30 protein-coding genes are annotated in these 24,764 nt (G+C 61.4%); 13 read left to right on the plus strand and 17 right to left on the minus strand.

Annotated features, from left to right (window positions below; genetic code table 11):
• Positions 1 to 71: 71 nt before the first annotated feature.
• Positions 72 to 1,010, minus strand: coding sequence for a dTDP-4-dehydrorhamnose reductase family protein (locus tag AC3D25_RS06405; RefSeq protein WP_488887601.1), 939 nt, complete (start codon positions 1,008 to 1,010; stop codon positions 72 to 74).
• Positions 1,007 to 1,198 carry a heavy-metal-associated domain-containing protein gene (locus AC3D25_RS06410; protein WP_488887602.1) on the minus strand — a complete coding sequence of 64 codons (192 nt, stop codon included), beginning with the start codon at positions 1,196 to 1,198 and terminating at the stop codon, positions 1,007 to 1,009. The genes AC3D25_RS06405 and AC3D25_RS06410 overlap by 4 nt, the downstream gene beginning before the upstream one ends.
• Before the next feature lie 92 nt (positions 1,199 to 1,290).
• Here AC3D25_RS06410 and cueR point away from each other — a divergent pair, with 92 nt between their 5' ends.
• Positions 1,291 to 1,677, plus strand: coding sequence for a Cu(I)-responsive transcriptional regulator (gene cueR, locus AC3D25_RS06415; protein WP_488887603.1), 387 nt, complete (start codon positions 1,291 to 1,293; stop codon positions 1,675 to 1,677).
• A 251-nt stretch (positions 1,678 to 1,928) separates the two neighbouring features.
• Positions 1,929 to 2,075 (plus strand): DUF3563 family protein, encoded by a 147-nt coding sequence (locus tag AC3D25_RS06420; protein WP_488887604.1) that lies wholly within the window; start codon positions 1,929 to 1,931, stop codon positions 2,073 to 2,075.
• A gap of 76 nt (positions 2,076 to 2,151) precedes the next feature.
• Here the strand turns inward: AC3D25_RS06420 and copM are convergent, their stop codons facing one another.
• Positions 2,152 to 2,565 (minus strand): CopM family metallochaperone, encoded by a 414-nt coding sequence (copM, locus tag AC3D25_RS06425; RefSeq protein ID WP_488887605.1) that lies wholly within the window; start codon positions 2,563 to 2,565, stop codon positions 2,152 to 2,154.
• A gap of 97 nt (positions 2,566 to 2,662) precedes the next feature.
• Between copM and AC3D25_RS06430 the strand changes: the two genes are divergently transcribed.
• Positions 2,663 to 3,367 (plus strand): hypothetical protein, encoded by a 705-nt coding sequence (locus tag AC3D25_RS06430; RefSeq protein WP_488887606.1) that lies wholly within the window; start codon positions 2,663 to 2,665, stop codon positions 3,365 to 3,367.
• 74 nt (positions 3,368 to 3,441) lie between these two features.
• On the opposite strand, the gene AC3D25_RS06435 is transcribed toward AC3D25_RS06430, so the two are convergent.
• Together AC3D25_RS06435 and AC3D25_RS06440 are read right to left on the minus strand one after the other, a co-directional pair.
• Positions 3,442 to 4,287 (minus strand): 23S rRNA (adenine(2030)-N(6))-methyltransferase RlmJ, encoded by an 846-nt coding sequence (locus AC3D25_RS06435; RefSeq protein ID WP_488887607.1) that lies wholly within the window; start codon positions 4,285 to 4,287, stop codon positions 3,442 to 3,444.
• Positions 4,288 to 4,297: 10 nt separating this feature from the next.
• Positions 4,298 to 4,447, minus strand: coding sequence for a hypothetical protein (locus tag AC3D25_RS06440; RefSeq protein ID WP_488887608.1), 150 nt, complete (start codon positions 4,445 to 4,447; stop codon positions 4,298 to 4,300).
• Between the two features lie 292 nt (positions 4,448 to 4,739).
• Between AC3D25_RS06440 and AC3D25_RS06445 the strand changes: the two genes are divergently transcribed.
• Both AC3D25_RS06445 and AC3D25_RS06450 read left to right on the plus strand, forming a co-directional pair.
• Positions 4,740 to 5,537 (plus strand): 3-hydroxybutyrate dehydrogenase, encoded by a 798-nt coding sequence (locus tag AC3D25_RS06445; protein ID WP_488887609.1) that lies wholly within the window; start codon positions 4,740 to 4,742, stop codon positions 5,535 to 5,537.
• Between the two features lie 168 nt (positions 5,538 to 5,705).
• Positions 5,706 to 6,899 carry a DUF3734 domain-containing protein gene (locus AC3D25_RS06450; RefSeq protein WP_488887610.1) on the plus strand — a complete coding sequence of 398 codons (1,194 nt, stop codon included), beginning with the start codon at positions 5,706 to 5,708 and terminating at the stop codon, positions 6,897 to 6,899.
• A gap of 121 nt (positions 6,900 to 7,020) precedes the next feature.
• Here the strand turns inward: AC3D25_RS06450 and AC3D25_RS06455 are convergent, their stop codons facing one another.
• Positions 7,021 to 8,220: an amino acid aminotransferase gene (locus tag AC3D25_RS06455; RefSeq protein WP_488887611.1), complete on the minus strand. Its 1,200-nt coding sequence runs from the start codon at positions 8,218 to 8,220 to the stop codon at positions 7,021 to 7,023.
• An 88-nt stretch (positions 8,221 to 8,308) separates the two neighbouring features.
• On the opposite strand from AC3D25_RS06455, the gene AC3D25_RS06460 reads away from it, so the two are divergent.
• The 7 genes from AC3D25_RS06460 (at position 8,309) to AC3D25_RS06490 (ending at position 14,770) form a co-directional block, all read left to right on the plus strand.
• A complete protein-coding gene (locus AC3D25_RS06460) occupies positions 8,309 to 8,599 on the plus strand; it encodes a hypothetical protein (protein WP_488887612.1) in 291 nt (96 codons plus the stop codon).
• A gap of 33 nt (positions 8,600 to 8,632) precedes the next feature.
• A complete protein-coding gene (uvrB, locus tag AC3D25_RS06465) occupies positions 8,633 to 10,723 on the plus strand; it encodes an excinuclease ABC subunit UvrB (protein WP_488887613.1) in 2,091 nt (696 codons plus the stop codon).
• Positions 10,724 to 11,008: 285 nt separating this feature from the next.
• Positions 11,009 to 11,557 (plus strand): iron transporter, encoded by a 549-nt coding sequence (locus AC3D25_RS06470; protein WP_488887614.1) that lies wholly within the window; start codon positions 11,009 to 11,011, stop codon positions 11,555 to 11,557.
• Positions 11,558 to 11,647: 90 nt separating this feature from the next.
• Positions 11,648 to 11,980 carry a cupredoxin domain-containing protein gene (locus AC3D25_RS06475; protein WP_488887615.1) on the plus strand — a complete coding sequence of 111 codons (333 nt, stop codon included), beginning with the start codon at positions 11,648 to 11,650 and terminating at the stop codon, positions 11,978 to 11,980.
• Between the two features lie 60 nt (positions 11,981 to 12,040).
• The gene (locus tag AC3D25_RS06480) at positions 12,041 to 12,886 is read left to right on the plus strand and encodes an FTR1 family iron permease (protein WP_488887616.1); all 846 of its coding nucleotides are present in this window, start codon (positions 12,041 to 12,043) and stop codon (positions 12,884 to 12,886) included.
• A complete protein-coding gene (locus tag AC3D25_RS06485; RefSeq protein ID WP_488887617.1) occupies positions 12,883 to 14,289 on the plus strand; it encodes a 4Fe-4S binding protein in 1,407 nt (468 codons plus the stop codon). The genes AC3D25_RS06480 and AC3D25_RS06485 overlap by 4 nt, the downstream gene beginning before the upstream one ends.
• A 67-nt stretch (positions 14,290 to 14,356) precedes the next feature.
• Positions 14,357 to 14,770 (plus strand): GlcG/HbpS family heme-binding protein, encoded by a 414-nt coding sequence (locus tag AC3D25_RS06490; RefSeq protein ID WP_488887618.1) that lies wholly within the window; start codon positions 14,357 to 14,359, stop codon positions 14,768 to 14,770.
• Between the two features lie 303 nt (positions 14,771 to 15,073).
• Here AC3D25_RS06490 and hemP read toward each other — a convergent pair whose 3' ends face one another.
• The 4 genes from hemP to AC3D25_RS06510 form a co-directional block, all read right to left on the minus strand.
• Positions 15,074 to 15,322, minus strand: coding sequence for a hemin uptake protein HemP (gene hemP / locus AC3D25_RS06495; protein WP_488887619.1), 249 nt, complete (start codon positions 15,320 to 15,322; stop codon positions 15,074 to 15,076).
• A gap of 141 nt (positions 15,323 to 15,463) precedes the next feature.
• Positions 15,464 to 15,958 (minus strand): SRPBCC family protein, encoded by a 495-nt coding sequence (locus tag AC3D25_RS06500; RefSeq protein WP_488887620.1) that lies wholly within the window; start codon positions 15,956 to 15,958, stop codon positions 15,464 to 15,466.
• Positions 15,959 to 16,002: 44 nt separating this feature from the next.
• Complete coding sequence (locus AC3D25_RS06505) at positions 16,003 to 16,401, minus strand: OsmC family protein (protein ID WP_488887621.1); 399 nt, start codon at positions 16,399 to 16,401, stop codon at positions 16,003 to 16,005.
• A gap of 146 nt (positions 16,402 to 16,547) precedes the next feature.
• On the minus strand, positions 16,548 to 17,420 hold the full coding sequence (locus tag AC3D25_RS06510; RefSeq protein ID WP_488887622.1) for a pirin family protein: 873 nt from the start codon (positions 17,418 to 17,420) through the stop codon (positions 16,548 to 16,550).
• Positions 17,421 to 17,590: 170 nt separating this feature from the next.
• Between AC3D25_RS06510 and AC3D25_RS06515 the strand changes: the two genes are divergently transcribed.
• Positions 17,591 to 18,553, plus strand: coding sequence for a LysR family transcriptional regulator (locus AC3D25_RS06515; protein ID WP_488887623.1), 963 nt, complete (start codon positions 17,591 to 17,593; stop codon positions 18,551 to 18,553).
• Between the two features lie 364 nt (positions 18,554 to 18,917).
• Here the strand turns inward: AC3D25_RS06515 and AC3D25_RS06520 are convergent, their stop codons facing one another.
• From AC3D25_RS06520 to AC3D25_RS06550, 7 genes are all read right to left on the minus strand, one after another.
• On the minus strand, positions 18,918 to 19,340 hold the full coding sequence (locus AC3D25_RS06520) for an ExbD/TolR family protein (RefSeq protein ID WP_488887624.1): 423 nt from the start codon (positions 19,338 to 19,340) through the stop codon (positions 18,918 to 18,920).
• A gap of 13 nt (positions 19,341 to 19,353) precedes the next feature.
• Positions 19,354 to 20,097, minus strand: a complete 744-nt coding sequence (locus AC3D25_RS06525) for a MotA/TolQ/ExbB proton channel family protein (RefSeq protein ID WP_488887625.1) — start codon at positions 20,095 to 20,097, stop codon at positions 19,354 to 19,356.
• A 28-nt stretch (positions 20,098 to 20,125) separates the two neighbouring features.
• Positions 20,126 to 20,869 (minus strand): energy transducer TonB, encoded by a 744-nt coding sequence (locus AC3D25_RS06530; RefSeq protein WP_488887626.1) that lies wholly within the window; start codon positions 20,867 to 20,869, stop codon positions 20,126 to 20,128.
• 278 nt (positions 20,870 to 21,147) lie between these two features.
• Positions 21,148 to 21,399: a (2Fe-2S)-binding protein gene (locus AC3D25_RS06535; RefSeq protein ID WP_488887627.1), complete on the minus strand. Its 252-nt coding sequence runs from the start codon at positions 21,397 to 21,399 to the stop codon at positions 21,148 to 21,150.
• Positions 21,400 to 21,578: 179 nt separating this feature from the next.
• Entirely contained in the window at positions 21,579 to 22,442 is an 864-nt protein-coding gene (murI, locus tag AC3D25_RS06540; RefSeq protein WP_488887628.1) for a glutamate racemase, read from the minus strand.
• Positions 22,443 to 22,468: 26 nt separating this feature from the next.
• Positions 22,469 to 22,945, minus strand: coding sequence for a bacterioferritin (gene bfr / locus AC3D25_RS06545; protein WP_488887629.1), 477 nt, complete (start codon positions 22,943 to 22,945; stop codon positions 22,469 to 22,471).
• Positions 22,946 to 23,135: 190 nt separating this feature from the next.
• Positions 23,136 to 24,659 (minus strand): fumarate hydratase, encoded by a 1,524-nt coding sequence (locus AC3D25_RS06550; protein WP_488887630.1) that lies wholly within the window; start codon positions 24,657 to 24,659, stop codon positions 23,136 to 23,138.
• Positions 24,660 to 24,764: the final 105 nt, after the last annotated feature.

The following is a 24,764-nucleotide window of genomic DNA, read 5'->3' on the forward strand; positions in this document are numbered from 1 at the left end:
AAATCTGTGTGGATGTACAGTATCTCGCCTTCAATTTCAAGACCGCCGCTTGGCACATCTCCGATCTGTTGCTAGTGCGTCGGCGCAGGATAACGGGCGAAGACGGCTCGCAAGGCGGTGTCGAATGGCGTGCGCTGCCCGATCCCGAGCGCTTCGAGCTTGCCCGAATCAAGGTGGCAATTGTGCGGGCGCGGCGTCGAATCAGTGGGCGTCCGCTGCGCGTCGAGCCGAGCGTCGATGTTAAGCACGCTCGCGATACGTTGCGCGATGTCGAACTTGGTCATCGGTTCGTCGCCCGACCATTGCGTGATGCCGGTGACCGTCTCCGCGCGGGCACGGCGCTCCAGCATTTGCCGGATTACGACGGCGACGTCGGGCGTGAATGTCGGATAGCGGGTGGCCCACGCGTCCATAAGCGCGGGCGGGGCATGGCGATCCACGGCAGAGCCGACGATCGCGGGAGTCAAACTGGTGACCGCCGACTCGCTCCAATCGGTGACGGGGCCATAAAGCAACGGCAGGCGCAAGACGCACGACGACGCGCCGGTGGCGGCAAGAGCACGTTCGCCTTCCAGCTTGCTGCGGCCGTAGGCATTCAGCGGCGCGGGAGGATCGTCGGGAAAGTAGGGCGGCTTAGTGCCATCGAAGACGTAGTCGGTCGAAATTGACAGAACCCATGCGCGCTGGGCATGGGCGGCGAGCGCAATGGAACGCAGCGCATCGACATTCAGCGCGCGGGCAAGCGCAGGATCGTTCTCGCACACATCCGGCCGACGTTCGGCCGCTGCAACGACAATGGCGTCGGGCGCTTCACGGGCGATAAGGGCGTCAATTGCCGCAGCGTCGCAGATATCGAGCCGCACATGTCGTGCGTCGCCGCGACTGTGTGCCGTGCAGACGACTTGCCAACCGGCCGTTCGCGTCATACCGTCCAGTTCGCGTGCGATCGCGCGGCCAAGAAGCCCCGACGCGCCGATCACCGCCACTTTGAAACGCGTGTCGCTCGTCATGCGACCGTGTAGCCGGCTTCGTCGATGGCTCCTTTTAGCGCTTCTTCCGATTGCGTCGATTCGACGGCGACTCGACCTTGCACGAGATCGACGCGGACTTGAGCGGCGGGATCGATTTCCTGAATGGCGCGCGTCACGGCCGCGACGCAATGCTGGCAACTCATACCTTCCACTTTAATTTCAGTCATTTCATATTCTCGAGATTGAAGATAAATTCCATCCTATACGTTCCCATGGTTGGAAGGTGTAGAGTCGAGCGAAATTTGAGAGGGAATTCCAGATGAATATTGGCGAAGCGGCCCGCGCGTCTGGCGTGACCGCAAAAATGATCCGCTATTACGAAAGTGTCGGGCTGCTTGAGCCAGTCGGCCGAACGGTGTCCGGCTATCGCGTATACGGGCAGCAAGAAGTTCATGCGCTGCGTTTCGTGCGGCAGGCACGCCGGCTGGGCTTTTTAGTCGAGGATATCCGTAAATTGCTCGCGCTCTGGCGGGATCGTTCCCGGGCAAGCGCCGAAGTGAAGGAGATTGCGTTAGAACATGTCGGCGAACTGGACCGACGGATCGCGGAACTCACCGAAATGCGCGACACGCTGGCGCATCTAGCGACCCATTGTCATGGCGATGAGCGGCCAGACTGCCCCATTCTGGAAAAACTTGCGCAGTGACCCAAAGCTAGGCGCGAATGCACATAAAAAGTGCATTTCGGTACAGAATTTCGTGACAGACCGTCTTTATTCAATGTTTTCAGTGGCTTGTGCGCCGAAGGTGCATGCACCATTCCAATTCGGAATGCACTGGATGCGAGCATTTCACTAACGCGCTCACAGGTTTCTCGCTATAATTCGGGTTAACCCTTTTGAGGGAAATCCCTGATTCGAACCGCCGGGGATTCAACTGAAATCCTTGGAGAAACATCATGTTTGCATTTGTGCTCGAAAAACTCAGCATTTGGTTTGAAACCGCAGAACGCCGTCGTCGTGAAGACTATCTGGCGCAATCGTCGGATATCGTTCAACTCGAACAACGCATCCGCTCGCTTGAAACCAACGGCTACACGCTGTAAGCGCCTGCAAGACGGCTGCTGGAAAAGAAGGCCCCGCAAAAGCGGGGCTTTGTCGTTTGGGCGCAAATTCTGCGCGTTAATGTTTTTCCGGATGCTTCGCGAGCCAGTTCTTCATAAACGCGATCTCACGATCCTGCGCCGCGACGATATCGTGAGCCAACGCACGCAACTGCGCATCCTTGCCGTACTTCAGCTGAGCGCGAGCCATTGCGACCGCGCCTTCGTGATGCGGAATCATGTGCGTGACGAAATCTCGATCGGCGTCGCCGCTGTACGGAATGTTTTCCATGCCGCTCATCATGGATTGGTCAGCTTCCCGGAACGCCTTGGTGGACGCCGGCTCATTGGCCTGCGCAGTCGCTGGGTTCGCGGACATTTTCATGTCAGACATGGCATCGTGCGGCGGCGCTGCATTCTGAGCGAGCGCAGCCGACACCGATGCGGCACAAATAAACGTCAGCGCGGCCAGCCGAATTTTCTGCAATTTCATCAAATCTCCCTGAGTGTCGATTTTCGACTCCGCTAGCCTAAGGCTTGCCATCGCGGTAAGGTAAAGCGTTTTGTCTAACTGAACGACGGCGCGCCTTATGACTACCCAATCTGCCGAAAAATCGAGCGGCCCGAGCGGCTTATCCGCATTCGCGACGCCGTTCGTCGCGCTTGCTCTCAGCCTCTGCTGCTCGCCGCTCGCGCTCGCGAAACCGGGCGGGGAGCCACTCGTCCTCGACACACAGACCGGCATTCACAGCGGCGCTGGCGGCACTATTCTGCAAACCGGTCCGATGGGCGGCCCCGGAATGGTTCCGATGGCGACATTGCCGCAACTATCGCCGCAAGACCAGACGACGGTCGTGGTCTCGCCTTACGTCGAGTATTCGGGCGGACAGACATCAGGCGCGGGTATTCAGCCGGGGCAGCCTTACCAACCCGGCCAGACGAACGGCGGTGGAGGCGGGCATCACGGATATTCGTCTCCTCAAAGTGCTCGTCCGCACCCGCCGCAGTATCCGCAGCTATATCCCCAGGCGCCTGTGCAGCCGGGTTATCCCCGTACTGATTCTTCGACGCGATGGAACGGCGCAACCGGGTCTGGAGCCGCAACCGGGCAATCTTATCGGGCGGGCACTTCGCATAATCCTGCGATTTCGTCGCAAGGTGGCAAGCAGGGCGGCAGCCGAGCGGGAGGTCAAGCGGGTGCACAAACCCGATCACCAAATCGGCCCGCCGACCCCGCGCAACGCGCCAATTCCCGTCCCGCCAACCTTTCGATTTCCACGCAGGATGCCGATTAGGGCGACGCACGCAGCGCAACCGAGCGTGATCACTAATCCGGCCCCGTAGCCAATATCGTAGTGCGACGATCTGCTTAGTCGCCGCGATGCTCCAGCTTGAACGTCGCTTTCTCATCCTGTCCGAGCGCTTCCACGAGATACGGCATCGCCTTTTTCAATTCGGCCGCGAGCGTATAAGGCGGATTGAACACGAACATGCCGCTGCCGAACAAGCCGAAGCCGTCGACGGGCGGCTTGCTCACGGTCAGCGAAACATGCAGCCAGTTCTTTGGCTGCAGCCGCTTCAATTGCTCGGGAAACCGTTGTGACTCAAGACGCGTCACCTGGGGATACCACACCGCGTAAGTGCCGGTCGCGAAACGCTTCAGGCTCTCTTCGACACACACCAGCGCCCGGTGATAATCGCGCTTGTCCTCGTAGGACGGATCGATCAGGACGAGTGCCCGACGCGGCGGCGGCGGAAGCAGCGCTTTGATGCCGTCGAAACCATCGCCTTCGTAAATCATTGCGCGTCGGCCGGCATCGCGGAAATTGTGACGAAGCACGTCGATTTCCGTGGTGTGCAATTCGAACAGCCGCACGCGGTCTTGCTCGCGCAATAGCCGCCACGCTAGATAAGGCGAGCCGGGGTAGAACCGCGCGATATTGTCCGAGTTAAGGGCTTTCACTTCCGCCATGTAGTCTGCAAGGATTGGCGGCAGGTCGGTCTTGTCCCAGAGACGGGCAATGCCAGATTCGAATTCACCCGTTTTCGTCGCGTAGCCTTCGGTGAGCGAATAGACACCCGCGCCCGCGTGGGTGTCGATATACCAGAACGATTTGTCTTTCTGGGCGAGATGGCGCAGCAACTGCACGGTGACGGCGTGCTTCAGCACGTCTGCGTGGTTGCCTGCATGGAATGCGTGTCGGTAGCTAAGCATGGCGAGCGGATCAGCGAGGCGGGATAAGGTGGCGCGAATGCACGCGCGGAGGGCCGCCATTGTATCCGACGGTTTCGCGCGCATTGCCGCGGATCGACGGAACCGGAAGCGGCGGCGTTACGCCGGCGCGCATTTTCGATCTATAAATGCGTTGTTTCATGCCGCCTCCTTCCGTGTTCGTGATTGTTCCCGCTCTGTCCAGTCTGCCCCGGATCAGGTTGCGAGCAGAGTTGCGATCAAGCTTAAATCGACAAAACGCGCCGCGTGGCGCGCCGCCGTCGCTGCAGCGTCTGAAAACGTTCGTCACAATAACCCGCTCGACGCATGCCGCATAGTCAGCCAAACGTCATAGGATGGCTTGAGAATATATCGAGGCATCGGCCTACTACGTTTGGCTAACTTGTTTGGCGTGCCGATGCGTGATGTGATTCGTCAACCGGAGGAGATCTCGAATGTCGGCACTGAATACGAAACTGGACGGGAAAGTCGCGGTGGTCACGGGGGCCGCGAGCGGCATCGGCAAGCAGATTGCGCTGACGTTGGCGCAAGCCGGCGCCGCTGTGGCGATCGCGGACCTGAATCTCGACGGCGCGAACGTGGTCGCGGAGGAAATCCGCGCGGCGGGTGGGCAGGCGATGGGCCTCGCGATGGACGTGACCGACGAGCAGGCCGTAAATGCGGGCATCGACCGGGTTGCGGCCGAGCTTGGCTCGGTCGATATTCTGGTGTCGAATGCAGGCGTGCAGATCGTCAACCCGATCGAAAACTACGCTTATTCGGACTGGAAGAAGATGCAGGCCATTCACGTCGACGGTGCGTTTCTGACAACCAAAGCCGCGCTCCAGCATATGTACCGCGATGACCGCGGCGGCGTCGTGATCTATATGGGCTCGGTCCATTCGCATGAGGCTTCGCCGCTCAAATCGGCTTACGTGACGGCAAAACACGCATTGCTTGGTCTGGCGCGCGTGCTGGCGAAAGAGGGCGCAAAACACAATGTGCGCTCGCATGTGGTGTGTCCCGGATTTGTGCGCACGCCGCTCGTGGACAAGCAAATTCCCGAGCAGGCGAAGGAACTCGGCATCAGCGAGGAAGACGTGATCAAGCGCGTAATGCTCGGCGGCACGGTGGACGGCGTGTTCACCACCGTGGAGGACGTCGCGCAAACCGTGCTGTTTCTCGCCGCGTTCCCGAGCGCAGCGCTGACCGGCCAATCGGTTGTCGTGAGTCATGGCTGGTTCATGCAATAAGGAGGCGTATCGATGGCGGAGCACGACGAGGTTAAAGCAGGAGAGGCTAGCAGTGCCGAAGTGAAAAAGCCGTTGCGGCGTAGCCGCGGCGCGCCGGTAGGTCGTTCAGGCCCACGCCTAAACACTTCGGCGCGCGATGCCGCCGATGAAGCCGCTGACCACGCCGCATTGGAAGAACTGGAAGCCGCGACGCCCGCGGGCGCGCATCAGATCGTGTTGCCGCCGTATGAAACCATCGCGTTGATGCTGCAAGGCGGCGGTGCGCTCGGCGCTTATCAGGCGGGCGTTTATCAGGGGTTGAACGAAGCCGGTATTCATCCGAACTGGATAGCGGGCATTTCCATCGGAGCGCTGAATACGGCGATCATCGCGGGGAACGCGCCCGAGAATCGCGTGCCGCGCCTCCTCGAATTTTGGGAGACGATTTGCCAGCCGGCGTTCGGGCCGCCATTGCCGGCCTTTGTCGAGCACGCGTTCTTCAACTCGACCGACGAAATCCGCAAGGCCTTCACCGCGATGCAGGCATTTGGTGCAATCCTCGAAGGACAGAAAGGATTTTTCACGCCGCGTTTTCCGCCTCCGTCGCCGCTGTCCGCCGGCTCGCCTCAGACGGCGAGTTTCTACGACACAACCCAGCTCAAAGGAACGTTGGAGCGTCTTTGCGACTTCGATCGTATCAATTCCGGCGAGACGCGCGTGTCGGTGGGCGCGGTGAACGTCGCAACCGGCAATTTCGCTTACTTCGACAACATGCGCATCACATTGCGCGCCGAGCATTTCATCGCGTCCGGCGCGTTGCCGCCGGGTTTCGCGGCGGTGGAAATCGACGGCGAGTTTTACTGGGATGGCGGACTGATGTCGAACACGCCGCTCTACGAAATCGCACAGGCTACGCCGCGCCGCGATACCCTCGCCTTTCAGGTGGACTTATGGAGTGCGCGCGGTCCGGTGCCGGATAGCATCGTCGATGTAATGGGGCGCGTGAAAGACATTCAGTATTCGAGCCGGACGCGGTTCGTGACCGACATGATGCAACGTTCGCAGCGTTACCGGAACGTGCTTAAACATGTACTCGATCAGGTTCCCGAGGCGCTCCGTCACAGCGACGAATGGTGCAGGCTCGCGGAAGAGCTCGCGTGCTCGAAGCGCTATAACGTCATTCACCTCATATACCGGCACAAGGAATACGAAGGGCATTACAAGGACTACCAGTTCGGGCTGTCGACCATGCGCGAACACTGGGCGAGCGGGTTGCAGGATATCCGGGGCACGCTCGCGCATCGAGGCTGGCTCGACATGCCGACTGGCGAATCCGGGTTCGTCACCCACGATATTCACCGGGACGCACAATCTCGCGATTGACGTAGCGGCCCGACAGAACACGAATTGCGCGTTCCGGCGGGGAAAAAAAATGGCGCCCGTGAGGGCGCCATTCATCAGCGGGGGGCGAAACGAGTTCGCCGATACCGTTACGCCAATGCCTTTACTTCAGCACGTGGGCGACCGCGTTAGCCACGACGTCGAGGTTGCGCGTATTCAGCGCGGCCACGCAGATCCGGCCGGTGCTGACCGCGTAGATGCCGAATTCTTCGCGAAGGCGATCGACCTGGGGCGCCGTCAGGCCCGAATACGAGAACATGCCGCGCTGGTGGCTCACGAAGCTGAAATCGCGATCCACGCCGCTTGCCTTGAGGCGCTCGACAAGGCCATTGCGCATCGCGCGAATACGGTCGCGCATTTCGCCGAGCTCCTGTTCCCACGTGGCACGCAGTTCCGGCGAAGCCAGGACGGCGGCGACGACGGAGCCGCCGTGCGTCGGCGGGTTCGAGTAGTTCGTGCGGATCACGCGCTTGAGCTGCGACAGAACGCGCGCGGATTCTTCCTTGGCGCCCGTAATGATCGACAGCGCGCCGACGCGCTCGCCGTACAGCGAGAACGACTTCGAGAACGACGAAGACACGAACACGTTCAGGTCCGCGGCAGCGAAAAGGCGCACGGCGGCGGCGTCGGAATCGATGTTGTCGCCAAAACCCTGGTAGGCGATATCGAGGAACGGCACGAGGGAGCGCGCCTTCACAACTTCGACGATCTGTTGCCATTGGGCCGTGGACAGGTCCACGCCGGTCGGGTTGTGGCAGCACGCGTGCAGCACGACAACCGTACCGGCCGGGTAGCTGTTCAACGCGGCTAGCATGGCGTCGAAGTTCACGCCGTGCGAGGCTGCATCGTAATACGGGTAGTTCACGACTTCGAAGCCGGCGCTTTCGAACAGCGCGCGATGGTTCTCCCAGCTCGGATCGCTGATCGCGACCTTGGCCGACGGATTCATGCGCTTCAGGAAATCCGCGCCGATCTTGAGCGCACCCGTACCGCCGAGCGCCTGAGCCGTGACCACGCGTCCGTCGGCGATTAGCGCCGAGTCGTTGCCGAGCAGCAGCTTCTGGACGGCCGCGTCATAGGCGGCAATGCCTTCGATAGGCAGGTAGCCACGCGGCAAAGCGGCTTCGACGCGCGCTTTTTCCGCCTCGCGGACCGCGCGCAGCAACGGGATCTTGCCTTCTTCGTTGGTGTACACGCCGACGCCCAGATTGACCTTGGTCGTGCGCGTGTCGGCGTTGAAAGCTTCGTTCAGGCCCAGAATCGGGTCGCGGGGAGCGAGTTCGACGGCAGAGAAAAGAGACATGATTTATCGGCAGTAGTGAAAAGGCGTGCGGCTGGAAGTGCGACGAGGCGGCGACTACCGCGAGAGGTGAACAACCCCGGCGGCGTCGATGCGAATAAGCGCGATGGGCTCAAACCGCCATTGTAGCGAATCGTGGCGCGCTTTTTCGCGGACGCCCGATGCAAAATCGGGACTTTTTCGGCCGATTTCGGTGCGGAAACCGCACCAGCACGAGGATTTCGGCGTAATCGCAACTTTTGTCAAAAAAACCGGCGCTCTTGCGATCGGCGTCGATGCCCGCATTTCAAAAGGAGAGCGCGGTGAGCCGCGCTATCGCCAGATCACCAAAATCGGGCCGCGTGCGGCCCCAAACCTGCCCGGGCGCGAACGGCTAGAATAGTCGTTTATCTCTCGGCGAAGGCTCAGTCTCCTCATGTCCGAAACCGTCGTGGAAACCACCGATTCGCTGGATGAGTCGAAATTCGTCAGGTTCGAGGGTTCTCCGTTCGAGCTTTATCAGCCATACCCGCCCGCGGGCGATCAGCCGACTGCGATCCAGACGCTCGTCGAAGGGATCGAGGACGGATTGTCGTTCCAGACGCTCCTGGGCGTAACCGGCTCCGGCAAAACCTTCACGATGGCAAACGTGATTGCCCGCATGGGCCGGCCGGCCATCGTGTTCGCGCCGAACAAGACGCTCGCCGCGCAGCTTTATGCCGAGTTCCGCGAGTTTTTTCCGCGCAACGCCGTCGAATATTTCGTCTCGTACTACGATTACTACCAGCCGGAAGCCTACGTTCCGCAACGCGATCTGTTTATCGAAAAGGATTCGTCGATCAACGAGCACATCGAGCAGATGCGCCTCTCCGCCACGAAAAGCCTGCTGGAGCGGCGCGACGTGGTGATCGTGGCGACCGTTTCCGCGATTTACGGTATCGGCAATCCGTCGGAATATCACAAGATGATTCTGACGCTGCGCACCGGCGACAAACTCGGCCAGCGCGACGTCATCGCGCGGCTGATCGCGATGCAGTACAACCGCAACGAAGCCGATTTCTCGCGCGGCTCGTTCCGCGTGCGGGGCGACACGATCGACATTTTTCCGGCGGAACACGCGGAAATGGCGGTGCGCGTCGAACTTTTCGATGACGAAATCGAGAGCATGCAGTTGTTCGATCCGCTGACCGGCCGGATCCGCCAGAAAATTCCGCGTTTTACCGTTTATCCGTCGTCGCACTACGTGACGCCGCGCGACACCGTCATGCGCGCCATCGAGACCATCAAGTCCGAACTGCGCGAGCGGCTCGAGTTTTTCCACAAGGACGGCAAGCTGGTCGAGGCGCAGCGGCTCGAACAGCGCACGCGTTTCGACCTCGAGATGCTTCAGGAACTGGGTTTCTGCAAAGGCATCGAAAATTATTCGCGGCACTTTTCGGGCGCGGCGCCGGGCGAGCCGCCGCCGACGCTCGTCGATTACCTGCCGCCCGACGCGCTGATGCTGCTCGACGAATCGCACGTGCTGATCGGCCAGTTGAACGGCATGTACAACGGCGACCGGGCGCGCAAGGAGAATCTCGTCGATTACGGTTTCCGGATGCCGTCCGCGCTCGATAACCGGCCGCTCAAGTTCAACGAATTCGAGCGGAAGATGCGCCAGGCCGTGTTCGTTTCCGCGACGCCTGCCGATTACGAGAACCGCACGTCCGGCCAGGTCGCCGAGCAGCTCGTGCGGCCGACCGGTCTGGTCGATCCGGAAATCGAGGTGCGGCCAGCGCGCTCGCAGGTGGACGACGTGCTCTCGGAGATCAATGTGCGCGTGAAAGCCGGCGACCGCGTGCTGGTCACCGTGCTGACCAAGCGCATGGCCGAGCAACTGACCGAATTCCTCGCCGATCACGGCGTGAAGGTGCGCTATCTGCATAGCGATATCGACACGGTCGAGCGCGTGGAAATCATCCGTGACTTGCGGCTCGGCACCTTCGACGTGCTCGTCGGCATCAACTTGCTGCGGGAAGGGCTGGATATTCCGGAGGTGTCGCTCGTCGCCATTCTCGACGCCGACAAGGAAGGTTTCCTGCGCGCCGAACGCTCGCTGATCCAGACCATCGGCCGGGCGGCGCGTAACGTGAACGGCAAGGCCATTCTCTACGCCGATAACATGACGGAGTCGATGAAGCGCGCGATCGGCGAAACCGAGCGGCGGCGCACGAAACAGCTCGCGCACAACGAAAAGATGGGCATCACGCCGCGCGGTGTGACAAAGCGCATCAAGGACATCATCGACGGCGTGTACAACGTGGACGATGCGCGCGCCGAACTGAAGGAAGCGCAGACGCGCGCGAAGTTCGAGGACATGTCGGAGAAGCAGCTTGCGAAGGAAATCAAGCGGCTGGAGAAGCAGATGATGGATCACGCCAAGAATCTCGAATTCGAGAAGGCGGCGCAAACGCGCGACCAACTGTCGCTTTTGCGTGAGCGCGTGTTCGGTGCGAACGTGGGCGATCACGTCCCGGATTCTCGTTAGGCGAGGCGGCTTCCGTAGAAAAGAAAACGGCGGACTTCGAAACCCGCCGTTTTTTATTTGGTAGAAAGCTCCGCCGAACCAAAGCTGTAAGTCTGCGCAAATTGTTTAGCCGAATGATCGGTGCTAAACTCGTCAACTATTGAGAATGGTTCGTATTAACGTTCCGGTATGTATTCTCATTGACAAAATTTTGGATCGCGCCGGGCGCACTGTGCCAGCGTTTCATGTCACGTTGAAGACATGCGGCGCGCGATGTGACCGGTCAAAAACAATAGGGAGTGACGGATGTCGGGTTCAACTTTGGTGCGCGGCGCAGTCGCCGCAGTGGCGCTCGCTGCAACGATGTCGGCGGTGGCCGCCGAATATCCGATCGGGAAGCAACATATCGAGGGCGGTATGGAACTGGGTGCGGTCTACCTGCAGCCGATCACGATGGATCCCGAAGGCATGATGCGCAAGGCGTCGGACTCGGACGTCCACCTCGAGGCCGACATCCACGCGGTCAAGAACAATCCGAACGGCTTTGCGGAAGGCGACTGGATGCCGTATCTGCAGGTCACGTATGAACTGACCAAGGTCGGCACGACGCAGACCGTCAAGGGCGACCTGATGGCGATGGTTGCAAGCGACGGCCCGCACTACGGCGACAACGTGAAGCTCTTCGGCCCGGGCAAATATCACCTGAAGCTCAAGGTCTCGCCGCCGATGCAATCCGGTCACATGGCGTTCGGCCGTCACGTCGACAAGGAAACCGGCGTCGGCGCGTGGTTCAAGCCCTACACCGTCGAATACGATTTCCCGTTCGCCGGCATCGGCAAGAAGGGCGGCTACTAAATCGTTGTGCATCCGCCGGCCGCCCGCTCTTCCGCGGGCGACGGCGGCGAAAGCCAAGGGCACTCAACCGCGCCCATTCAGGAAGGCCGCATGAAATTCAAGACGCAGTTGGCGGTGCTGGTATCCGCCGTCTCGTTCGCCGGCGCCGCGTTCGCCGACGATCTCCCGACGTTCAAGCTCGAACTGAACGACGGCAAGCTCACTCCGGCGCGGATCGAAGTGCCGGCGGGCAAGCGCATCAAGATTGAAGTGATCAATAAGGGCACGGGCGCCGCCGAGTTCGAAAGCGTGCAGTTGCGCAAGGAAAAAGTGCTCGCGCCGGGCGCGGATTCGTTTGTGGTGATCGCGCCGCTGTCGCCGGGCGAGTACAAGTTTTTCGACGATTTTCACCAGTCGGCGCAGGGCGTGATCGTCGCGAAGTAAGGATTGGCCGGGCGATGCGTCCGGCAATCGGAATGGGTAGCAAATGGCTGGAGGTCAGTGATGGGTCAGATTATTTTTATCGTCTGGCGCGAGAGCGTCGAGGCGCTGCTCGTGGTCGGGATTTTGTACGCCTGGCTTAAAAACGGCGACGAAAGCGCGCAGCACGGCTTGCCCTATCTGTGGGCGGGTGTGGCGGCGGGGCTGCTGGCGGCGGTCGCGCTAGGCGCGGCGCTGGTCGGTTTCACCGAAGTGCTTTCGGGCGACGCCCAGGACTATTTTCAGGCCGCGATGGTGCTGGTCGCGTGCGTGCTGATCGTGCAGATGGTGCTGTGGATGAAGCACCACGGCCGCACGCTCAAGCGCGACATGGAAGCGTCGCTCGCAAAAAGCACGCAGGCCGGCAACTGGTGGGGCGTGGCCGTGCTGGTCGCGCTCGCCATCGCGCGCGAAGGCAGCGAAACGGCCGTGTTCCTTTATGGGCTTGGTTTCGGTCAGTCCGGCCATGTCGGCGGCGCGCAGTATCTGGCGGTCGCGATCGGCTTCGGCCTCGCGCTGCTGACGTTCTACTTCCTGCAGCTCGGCGGCAAGGTGTTCTCGTGGCGCTCGTTTTTCCGCGTCACTGAAATCATGCTGCTGTTCCTCGCGGCCGGTCTCTTCCAGACGGGCATCGACAAACTGATCGGCATGGAAAAGCTGCCGGTCGTGATCGATCAGGTGTGGGACACGTCGTGGCTCCTCGACGATTCCAGCACGTTCGGCTCGCTCGTCGCGACGCTCACCGGTTACCGGGCACATCCGGCGGGCATGAACCTGATTGCCTATGCGGTGTTCTGGGCGGTGATCTACTTGCTGCTGCGCCGTTCCAAGACCCGGATGGCACAAAAGAGCGCGAGTCGGCCAGCATGAGCCATGTCCTTGAACGGCCCGGCCGGTTAGCCCGGGCCGGGCAGTGGATGCAAAAACACGGCAACGCGATCCGCGGCATTCAGTGGGTCGTGGTTGCCGTGTACGCATTTCTGATCCTCGTTCCCGCCGTGATGCCGTTACCCGGCGGCACGGCGCATCTGTGGAACAACCTCACGCTCGCCGCGCAATTCGTCTTCTGGGGCATCTGGTGGCCGTTCGTGCTGCTGTCGATGGTGATGCTTGGCCGCGTCTGGTGCGGCGTGCTGTGTCCGGAAGGCGCGCTGACCGAGTTCGCGAGCAAGTTCGGCCGAGGCTGGGCGATCCCGCGCTGGATGCGCTGGGGCGGCTGGCCGTTCGTCGCGTTCGGACTCACGACCATCTACGGCCAGATGGTGAGCGTCTATCAATATCCGAAAGCGGTGTTGCTCGTGCTGGGCGGATCGACGGTCGGCGCGATGATTATCGGCGTGCTGTATGGCCGCGAAAAGCGCGTGTGGTGCAAATACCTGTGTCCGGTCAACGGCGTGTTCTCGCTGCTCGCGCGCCTCGCGCCGTTCCACTACAAAGTCGATGAAGACGCGTGGCGCCGCTCATACAAGGAAGGCGAGCACGGACATCGCGTGATTCCGGTCAATTGCGCGCCGCTCGTGCCCTTGCGCAACATGAAAGGCGCGTCCGACTGCCACATGTGCGGCCGATGCAGCGGCCATCGCGACGCCATCGGGCTGACGTGGCGGTCGCCGTCGGAAGAGGTCGTGACGCTCGGCGACAAGCAGGCGAATCCGTGGGATACCGCGCTGATTCTGTACGGCTTGCTCGGCATTGCGATCGGCGCGTTTCACTGGACGGTGAGCACGTGGTTCGTCGATCTGAAGCAGATTTTCGCGAGCTGGCTGATCGATCACAACATTCTCTGGCCGCTCGACACCAACGCGCCGTGGTTTTTGTTCACGCATTATCCCGAGCAGAACGACGTGTTTTCGTGGCTCGACGGCAGCATGGTGATCGGCTATATCGTCGCGACCGGGTTGGTCTACGGCACGGCGCTCCTGGCGCTGCTGGCGGGATCCACGCGCATGCTCGGCCGTTTCGATATGCGTCGGCTGCATCATCTGACGCAGGCGCTGATTCCGGTGGCCGGCTGCGGCGTGTTTCTGGGGTTGTCGGCGACCACCGTCTCGCTGCTGCGCGCCGAGCACCTTCCGCTCTGGTGGGTGACGGATTTGCGTCTCGGCCTGCTTGGCATTGCGAACGCGTGGAGCGGATGGCTCGCGTGGCGCGTGACTAGTCGGTATGCGGCCGGGCGTATTGTGGCGCGCGGGGTGGCGATGCTATGGTTTGTCGCTGCGCTGGCCGTCGTGGACAGTGCCTGGTACCTGATGTTCTGGGGTTTTTCGCGCTGATCGCGGCCGGTTTTCCGAAACGCATCCATCAGCGCGGTTTCTGAGACAAGCAATCTAGAGGCTTTTCGTGAGAACCAAACCTGTACTGACCGACGACGACGTCAAAACCATCGCTGCCGCCGCCGAAGCACACGCGCTTGAAAACGGCTGGAACGTGACCGTCGCCATCGTCGACGATGGTGGCCATCTGCTGCACCTGCATCGCCTCGAAGGCGCGGGCGCGAGCACGGCCGAAATGGCGAACGGCAAGGCGCGCACGGCCGTGCTTGGCCGCCGCGAAACCAAAGTCTACGAAGACATGATCAAGCAGGGCCGCACGGCGTTCCTGAGCGCCCCGCTGACCGCGATGCTCGAAGGCGGCGTGCCGATCATGGTCGGCGCGGATATCGTCGGGGCGGTGGGCGTGTCGGGCGTGAAGTCCGATCAGGACGCGACAATTGCGCGCGCGGGCATCGCGGCGCTGAAGATCGAGAACGTCTGAGGCGTGAAGGCGGCTCTTGCCGCCCGCGATTGAAAAAAGGCTCGTTTCCGCGAAGGAAACGAGCCTTTTTGTCGATTTGGCGATGCTTGCATTAAGCGCAGGTCACAGCTCTGGCGGGAACCAAAAAAAGCGGCTTCGCTGGCTATCGACGACTGGCTGGTGTTTGCACGAAGGGGTCTAAATTCTCGCGTGCAAGTCGTCATTGCTGGCTAATGCCAAACACCTCTCGGAGAGGTGGTCCCCACAATACCCGGTACAGCAATTCTCGAAAACGCGCGGCGCTCGAAGTCAGCGCGCGCTTCTTTACTTCGTCAGGATCAGCTTGCCGAGACGCGTCGCGCGTAGTTGATATGTCTCGCCGTTATGCATGATGCTGATATGGCTGTGACCCTGCAGCAGCGTGTCGCTGCGCACGGAGCGCTCGCCACTCGGACTTTCCACGTTCGAAGCTCGCACGGTCGTGACCGCGGCCGTTTTCGGGCGGGTCACGGCGGCAGTGCGTTCGACCGGGCGACGCAGCCGAAGCGTAGTGGAGCGCAGGATTTCGGTCATGTCGGAGAAGTCCGTTCGTTGATTCGATGTAGCCATAGTAAATGATAACCATTCCTATTTGCAACAACGATCTTCTGATTGGCGGATATTTTCGATAGCAGAGGGTGCGGACGCCCGGATAGTGCGGGCGTCCATCGGCAATCAGTGCAGCGGCCCGGATTCCTGGCGGTTGTGCACGAACTGGCGAATCAGGCGAATGGTATCGATATCCGCCTCGCGATACGCCGATTTGACGATTTCCTGCGTCTGATGCGCGTCGACACTGACGCTCGGATCATCTGCGGTAGGCAGGGTCGTGCTGTAAGTGAAACGCACGAAAAGCTGGAGTTCGTCGGGTTGCTCGATCGCCATCGTGAGCGAACCGCCGACGTAATCCGCCGTCGGCAAAATGTCGTAGCGCACGCTGTTGGCGGGGTCGAGCGTCACGCGGTCGCGCACGACGGCTTGCCCGTAATGCAGCTCGCGCTCCATCACGTCGCCTTCGCGCGACAGGATCACGCAGCGGTCGAGGCCGATCACGAAAAGCTGCGGCTGCTCGGCGCGCAGCACGAGACCTTCCCACACTTGTTCCCGCGTCATCGCTTCGACGAACGGGTTGAGGGGATCGTTGATCTGGATGAGGTGTTCGAAATTCAAGACGACGTTTCCTTCGACGTTCGGACTGCACGCCCGTTCTGACTTCAGGCCGATGCCAGGCCAGAGCGGATGACGATCGTGCCGGTCAGGATCTTGTGCACGGGGCACGCATTGGCGATTTGCAAAAGCCGTTCCCGCTGCTCTTCGCTGAGCGCGCCGCCGACCACGATTTTCCGGTCGATCGCAGTGCCGTCCGCGGTGTTTTCGAGCGTGAGCGTCACGCGCACCGTGTCGAGCGGCCAGTCCTTGCGCTTCGCGTACATCTTCAGCGTGACCGAGGTGCAGGCGCCGAGACTCGACAGCAAGAGCGAAACCGGCGACGGGCCGGTATCGCGTCCGCCAAGCGTCTCGGGTTCGTCGGCGAGCCATTTGTGCATGCCGTCGTCGAGTTGTACCTGATAGTCGGTCGCGCCGATGGTCGCGATCACGGACGGTTCAGCCATGCGGTGCTCCGGTAAAAATCGTGGTGTCGCGCGTCCAAAAAAGCAGCGCGGCGAAAACGGTCATTGTGACTCAATGTGGCCGTTTGTGCCGCGCTACGCGTGTAATCCCACCGTTCTGGCGAGATTTTCGACGCCTATGACCGCGTTCAGTGCGTGATCGCGCCCATCCGGCCCGCCTGATAGTCGATCACCGCCTGACGGATCTCGTCCTCGGTGTTCATCACGAACGGACCGTAACGCACGACCGGTTCCTTCAGCGGCACGCCGCCAATCAGCAGCAGTTCGAGCGGTTCATCGCCCGCGGCAATACGCACGGTCTCCCCGTCGTCGTTGAAGACGATCATTTGCCGCGCGGGCACCGGCCGCGCATCCGCGCCATACCGACCCGCGCCCGACAACGCGTAGCCGAAAACACGATAATCGCGCGGCACGCGATGCTCGATACTCGCGCCCGGTTGCAGCGAAAAATGCTGATACAGGATCGGTGTACGCGTTTCGATCGCCGCTTTCACGCCGAGCGCCTCGCCCGCGATCACCTTCACGCGCACGCGGCCGTCGTCGCTCACCGCGACCGGAATGCTCGCCGAGCCGATTTCCTGATAATGCGGCGGGATCATCTTGTCGCGTTTCGGCAGGTTCACCCACAGTTGCAGTCCGTGCACGCGGCCGCCGGTGCGCGTGAAGTCCGGGTCCGGCATTTCGCTATGAACGACGCCCGCGCCGGCCGTCATCCATTGCACGTCGCCTTCGCGCAGCGTGCCGGAGTGTCCGGCCGAGTCCTTGTGGCCGAACTGACCTTCGAGCACATAGGTGACCGTCTCGAACCCGCGATGCGGATGATCCGGCGCGCCCTTGGCCTCGCCGGGCGCGTAATCGACCGGGCCCATCTCGTCGAGCAGCAGAAACGGGTCGAAGTCCATCAGAAGGCGGGTCGGAAAAGGCCGATGAACGACAAAACCGCCGCCTTCGACTGTGCGGATAGCGGGAATCGTGCGTTCGATAGTGCGGACGGTGCTCATGAATATTTCCTCCCATCAAGGGAATTAGCGCTAATTTTGAGACGTAGAGCTATTATATGGACCGCATTTCGGCTTAAAAGCCCCCCGCGCGCAATGGATTGTCCTGCCAGCGAAACAACCAAAAGCAACCAAAAGCAACGAATAGCGACGAAAAGCCACACACAACCACGATGAAAGCCGATTCGCACGATCTGAATGATCTGATGTATTTCTCCTATGTCGTCGAAAACGGCGGATTCTCGGCGGCCGAGCGTGTGCTCGGCATTTCGAAATCGCGTTTATCGCGGCGGGTGTCGGAACTGGAGGCGTCGCTCGGCGTGCGTCTTTTGCAGCGCTCGACCCGCAAGCTCGCGCTGACGGAAGCCGGCCAGCTTTTCTACCAGCATTGCCAGGCGATGCTCGCCGAAGCGCAGGCGGCCGTGAACGTCGTGCAGAATCTGCGCGATTCGCCGCGCGGCACGGTCCGGGTCAGCGTGCCTGTCACGATCGCGCAGACGTTTTTGTCGCAGGTGATGCCCGAATTTCTGCACCGTTTCCCGGAAGTGCGTGTCGTGTTGCGCGTCACCAACCGCGTGGTGGATTTGTTCGAGGACGCCATCGACGTCGCGTTGCGCGTGCGCTCGGAGCCGCCCGCGAATTCGACCGTGGTCGCGCGGCCGTTGTGGCGCACGGAGCAGATGCTGGTCGGCGCGCCGTCGCTGCTCAAGCCGAACGCGCCGCCGCTCACGCCTGCCGAACTGGCGCAATTCGATACCCTCGATACACCGTCGAGCGACGGCCGTCACGTGTATCGGCTGATTGCGCCCGATGGCACGCGGCATGAGTTCGAGCACGAACCGCGGCTCGTCACGGCGGATTTGAGCATGATCCGCGAGGCGGTTCTGGCGGGCGTGGGTATCGCTGCACTGCCTGAAATGATGTACGGCGCGCCGCTGCGGACCGGCCAGCTTTCGCCCGTGATGCCCGGCTGGACCTTTCCGTCGCCGCAGTTGTACGCGGTGTTTTTGTCGCGGCAGGGCATGGTGCCCGCGATTCGCGCGTTCGTCGATTTTCTCGTTGAGTCGATCGACGGCGGCAAGCGCTTCCCAGGAGAATGTCCTGTCGAGCAAGCGCCTGCTCGGGAAACAGTTTGACCTAATCGCGGCGGCGCGCATCGTTTCTAGCATTGAAGCGCGTGCTTGCGATGGTGAGATTCAATCGGTGCGCGCTTGAGTGCGACGGCGCGCAAGCCTATATTGAAGACTCTTCGCTAAGGAGCTTCCTATGCGGAAATTGACGGCTACTCTTATAGTGAGCCTGATAGGGCTAATCGCGCTGTCCGTGTCGACCACGGCTGTCGCATGCGGAGACGGTTCGGGTTATTCCAATCCGAAGTGATCGCCAGCCCGAATGCGCCGAGCGCGCACAAAAAAAGGCCTTCATCGTTTGATGAAGGCCTTTTACTTTTAGTGCCTGTTTTTAGGGCACTTTCTGTTATTTGCCCGCTTGTTTGCCCGCTTATTTGCCCGCTTTAGGCTCGGTCACAAAACCGATCTTCGACAACCCGCCGGCCTGCGCCGCCGACATCACTTCGGCCACGCGTTCATACGCCACTTTGCGGTCCGCGCGCAATTGCAGTTCGGGCTGCGGCGTGCGCTGCGCAGCCTGTTCGATGCGGGCGCGCAGCGCGTCCTGATCGACGGGCTGATCGTCCCACAGCACGGTTCCGTCGGCTTGCACGGCGATGCTCACATGCGCGGGCTTCTCGTCCTGCGGCTGGCTGCTCGCGTGCGGCAGATCGATCTTCACCGCGTGGTGCATCGCGGGAATCGTGACGAGGAAAATAATCAGCAGGACCAACATCACATCGACGAGCGGCGTCATGTTGATCTCGCTCATCATGCCGTCGTCTTCGTCGCTGCTGAAAGGGCTCATTGCCATCGAAATTCTCCGCTTAGCTGACGCGCGTCGCGAGACGCAGGCCGTCGGCCGTCTGCGCGCCGCGCTTGCTCGACGACAGCTTCGTGCCCGTCACGAAGAACGCGTGCAGGCCGTGCGCGAAGCGGTTCAGCTTCGTCACGATGCCCTTGTTCGCGCGCGTCAGGGCGTTGTAGCCGAGCACGGCCGGAATCGCGACGAACAGGCCGAAGGCCGTCATGATGAGCGATTCGCCGACCGGACCCGCTACCTGATCGATCGAGGTCTGGCCGGTCGCGCCGATGGTCAACAGCGCGTGATAGATGCCCCACACCGTGCCGAACAGTCCGACGAACGGCGCCGTGCTGCCGATCGACGCCAGCACCGCGAGACCGCTCTGCATGCGGCCGACGCCTTCGTCCATCGTGTCCTTCAGGCAGCGCGTGATCCAGTCCGACACATCCATGCGGTCGTGCAGATGCGGCTGCGTCTGGTGGTGGTGATCGGCGGCATCCTGGCCCGCGAGTGCAAGCGCGAGGTACGGGTTGTCCTGCGGGCGCGATGCGTGGCTGCCGAGCTTCGTGATGCCGTCGGCGAAATCGTCCGAATGCCAGAACGCCTGTTCGGCGTTTTTCGTCAGGCGCTTCAGGCGCACGACATTCCAGCCCTTCACGACAATCACCGTCCACGACAGCACCGACATGATCGCGAGCGCCAGCGCGATACCGCGCGTCACGAAATCACCTTGCGCCCAGACATGCGCGAGTCCGTAGTTTTCCATTGCTGTTCCTGTATCTATAAAAAGCGGATCAGTCGTTCAGACCGAATTCGAAAGGCTGGGAATAGGCGGCGCGGATCGCTTCGCCATTCTCCTTGTACGGCTTGCAAGCGCTCGCGCGCATTGCGTCGAGCGCGGCGTCGTCGAGACGCGACGAACCGCTGCTCCGTTTCAACTCGATGTTCTCGATCCTGCCCGTCAGGCCGACCACGAATTTCACGACCGCCGTGCCGCTCTCGCCGCGACGCCGCGCCATGGCCGGATAGTCGGGCCTGGCGATATTGCATTCGAGGTGCGCGACGTTCTTGGGCGCCGCGATTTCCATCGTCGGACGGCCGATTGCGGGTGCGGCCTGCGCGGCCGGCGCCGGGGCCGCGGGCGCGGGCGGCGTGGGATCGGCGGCGGGCGCGGCGATGGGCGAGGGCGCGGCGGATTGCGGCAGCGGCGTCGGCGCGGGTGTCGGCCGCGGCTTCGGCTGGACCTTCGGCTTCGGCACCGGTTTCGGCGGAATGGGTTTGGGCGGCGTGGGCGTCGATTCGATCGCGGCGGGCGCGGCGACCGGTTGCGGTTCCGGGCTCAGCAGTTCGGCGGTGATCGCCTTCGCTTCGATCGGACGCTGCACGGGTTCGTTGCGCACGTTCATCGCGACGACGAGCAACCCGACGTGGATCGCGACGACAGCAGCGGTTGCCGCGATCACGCGCGGATTAATCCCGTTCGCGCCGTTCTCGCTCGGCGATTGGACGCCGGCGGGTGAAGTGGTCTGAACCTGCATCTTATGAGTGGCTCGCCGCGACGGACGCATCCGGCGCTACGAACGCGAGCAACGCGTGAGCGCGGTATTTCGAACTGAACGGCGTCATTTTCGGAAAATCAGCAGAGAAATAAACAGCGTGGTCACAAAGCCGATCAGCAATTCCATCTTGCCCTCCGAAACGGGGGTGGCGTGGCTGGCTGATCTGACCTGGCTTGCGGGCGGTGAAGAAGAAACGGGAGCGCGGCGCGAAGGCCGCGGTCTGCCGCAACCTGCCGCGAACAGCGCACGAAAGGGCGTTAAGCAGCCTTGCGTTCGTAGAACGTCACCGGCACGGCCTGAGCGTGATCGTGGTGCGGCAGGTGTTGCACGCCGCAGTGCGTGGCGCACGCGCCGCTTTGCGCCATCACATCGCGCACCGATTCCTCGCATTTGCCGCAGCAAGTGGCGACGCCCAGTTCGAACTGGAGTTCATCGAACGAGTCGATGCCCCCGGCGATCGAGGCGCGAATGGTTCGGTCCGACACGGATTTGCATACACAGACGATCATGATCAGTCGCGATAGCTAACGTTAATGCGAATTATTATCATTCAGTATGGGTAGCATTGCAAGCGAGTGCGCAAGTCTTTTTGTAACAAAACGAGGAATAAGATGGGGGCGGAGCGCGTGGCTTTACCTCGCGTGGTTTTGCGCCGATATCACGATGTGAAAAAAGCCGCTCCCGACCGTTATGCCGGGTCTGATTCGAGCGAGATCGTGCGGCGGGAAGGGATATCGACGTGTTCGACTAACGCGTCAATATTCAACAACGAGGCCGCAAGGCGGCGCTGCGCTTCGCCTTCGCCGGTCGAGCAAAAGCGCGGCTGCGGCGGCTCGCTGGTGGCGGGCGCGCGCAATGCGTGCGCGTCGAGCAGGCGTTCGAGTTGTCGCGCGATTGCGACGCTCGTGTCGATCAACGCGAGGCGTTCGCCCGCGATCGACCGGATGGTTTCGTCGAGAAACGGATAGTGCGTGCAGCCGAGCACCAGCGTATCCGCGCCGGCGTCGAGCATCGGCTGGAGATAGCTTTGCAGCAAGGCGCAGAGCGCAGGCGAATCGACGTCGCCACGTTCGACCGCCTGCACGAGGCCGTGTCCGGGCTGGCTGATAAAACGGCAATCGCCCGCATATCGGTCGAGCAGCGACTGAAAACGGGCGCTCCGCAGCGTGACCGCCGTCGCGAGCACGCCGACCACCCGCGTTTGCGACAGCAGCGCGGCGGGCTTGATGCCCGGTTCCACGCCGACGAGCGGAATCGGCAGGCGCTCGCGTACGTAAGCGATCGACTGTGCGGTCGCCGTGTTGCACGCGACCACCAGCGCTTTCGCGCCCTCGGCGACAAGCCATTCGCCGATCGCCATCGTGCGGTCGGTGATGAAATCGTCGTCGCGTTCGCCGTACGGCGCGTAGCGCGAGTCCGCCAAGTAGATGAGCCGCTCGTCGGGCAGCGCCGCGCGCACCGCGCGAAGCACGGACAAACCGCCGAGGCCGGAATCGAAAACGCCGACTGGCGCACGCGTGCCGGACACGGTGCGCACAGTCGGCGCGTTCAAGGGTAATGCAGCGATGGTCAAACGAATTACTCGCCTTCGCCCATCATGGTTTGCTGGTAATTCTGGATACCAACCTTGTCGATCAGGTCGATTTGCGTTTCCAGCCAGTCGATATGCTCTTCCGTGTCGTCGAGAATCTTCACGAAGATTTCACGCGAAATGAAATCGCGAACGGATTCGCAATACACGATCGCTTCCTTGCACGTGCTTTGCGAAATCTGTTCGAGCTTCAGATCGCATTCGAGAATCTCTTTCGTTTCCTCGCCGATCAGCAACTTGTGAAGGTCCTGCAAATTCGGCAGGCCGTCGAGCATGAACACGCGCTGGATCAGCCAGTCGGCGTGTTTCATTTCACCGATGGATTCGTCGTATTCGTGCTTGCCCAGCTTTTCCAGGCCCCAGTGTTTGTACATCCGGGCGTGCAGGAAGTATTGATTGATCGCGGTGAGTTCGTTCTTCAACTGCGAATTCAGATACTCGATAACTTTTGCGTCGCCTTGCATGATTGGTTGTCCTTTTGTTCGGTGGAGCTTGAGCCTTTCAAAGATAACCGCTGGTGTTTGAAAAGCCAAGGTTGAATAAAACTTCTTTGCTACGGATCTAAATGAGAATGGAAACGCGTATTAACACGGTGTCGCGCAAAATGAAAAAGCCGGGCAAACGCCCGGCTTCCGCGCGTTTCACAGCGCGTGTTTAAACCGTCGCGACCGGAATCTTGCCAATTTTCGCCTGCCATTCAGCGGGCCCGGTCTTGTGAACCGACCTGCCCGTCGAATCCACCGCGACCGTGACCGGCATGTCCTGCACGTCGAACTCGTAAATCGCTTCCATGCCGAGGTCTTCGAACGCCACGACCTTCGCGCCGCGAATCGCCTTCGAGACCAGATACGCCGCGCCGCCGACCGCCATCAGATACGCCGCGTTGTGCTTTTTGATGGCCTCGATCGCGACCGGACCGCGCTCGGCCTTGCCGATCATCGAGATGAGGCCGGTCTGCGACAGCATGAGATCGGTGAACTTGTCCATGCGCGTTGCGGTGGTCGGGCCGGCCGGGCCGACGACTTCCTCGCGCACCGGATCGACCGGGCCGACATAGTAAATCACCCGGTTCTTGAAATCGACCGGAAGTTGTTCGCCCGCGGCCAGCATGTCGGCGATGCGCTTGTGCGCGGCGTCGCGGCCCGTGAGCATCTTGCCCGACAGCAACAGCGTCTGGCCCGGCTTCCACGCGGCCACCTGTTCTTTCGTCAGCGTGTTCAGGTCGACACGCTGGCTCGTTTCCGTGTTCGCGGTCCATTGCACCTTCGGCCAGGCGTCGAGCGAGGGCGCTTCCAGCTTCGCCACGCCGGAACCGTCGAGCGTGAAATGCGCGTGACGGGTCGCCGCGCAGTTCGGGATGATCGCGATCGGCTTGCTTGCCGCGTGCGTCGGCGCGGCCATGATCTTCACGTCCAGCACGGTCGCGAGACCACCGAGACCCTGCGCGCCGATACCGAGCGCGTTGACCTTCTCGTGCAGTTCCACGCGCAATTCCTCGATCCAGTCTTGCGGACCGCGCGCGATGATCTCCTGAATGTCGATCGGCTCCATCAGCGATTCCTTCGCCATCACCATCGCCTTTTCCGCCGTACCGCCGATGCCGATGCCGAGCATGCCCGGCGGACACCAGCCGGCGCCCATCGTCGGGACGGTCTTCAGCACCCAGTCGACGATCGAATCCGACGGGTTCAGCATCGCGAACTTCGACTTGTTTTCCGAGCCGCCGCCCTTGGCCGCGACCTGGATATCGACCTTGTCGCCCGGCACGATCTCGTAGTGGATCACGGCCGGCGTGTTGTCCTTCGTGTTCTTGCGCGCGCCTTCCGGCGGGCTCACGATCGACGCGCGCAGCACGTTGTCCGGGTTCAGATAACCGCGGCGCACGCCTTCGTTGATCATGTCGGTGACGCCCATCGTGGCACCGTCCCAACGCACGTCCATGCCGACCTTCACGAAAACGGTGACGATGCCCGTGTCCTGGCAGATCGGCCGGTGGCCTTCGGCGCACATGCGGCTGTTGGTCAGGATCTGCGCAATGGCATCCTTCGCGGCCGCGCTTTCCTCGAGTTCATACGCGCGGCCGAGCGCGGTGATGTAGTCGAGCGGATGGTAATAGCTGATGTACTGAAGCGAATCCGCGATGCTCTGGATCAGGTCTTCCTGCTTGATGACGGTCATGGCTTGGGCTCTGGGGACGAATGTTCTTGGCGAGCTTTCTGACGAAGCTCATGTGCGCACGGGCGATTCATTGTTCACGCTTGGCTGCCGCCCGGTCAGGCGATA

The sequence above is a fragment of the Caballeronia sp. SL1002 genome (assembly GCF_057814995.1).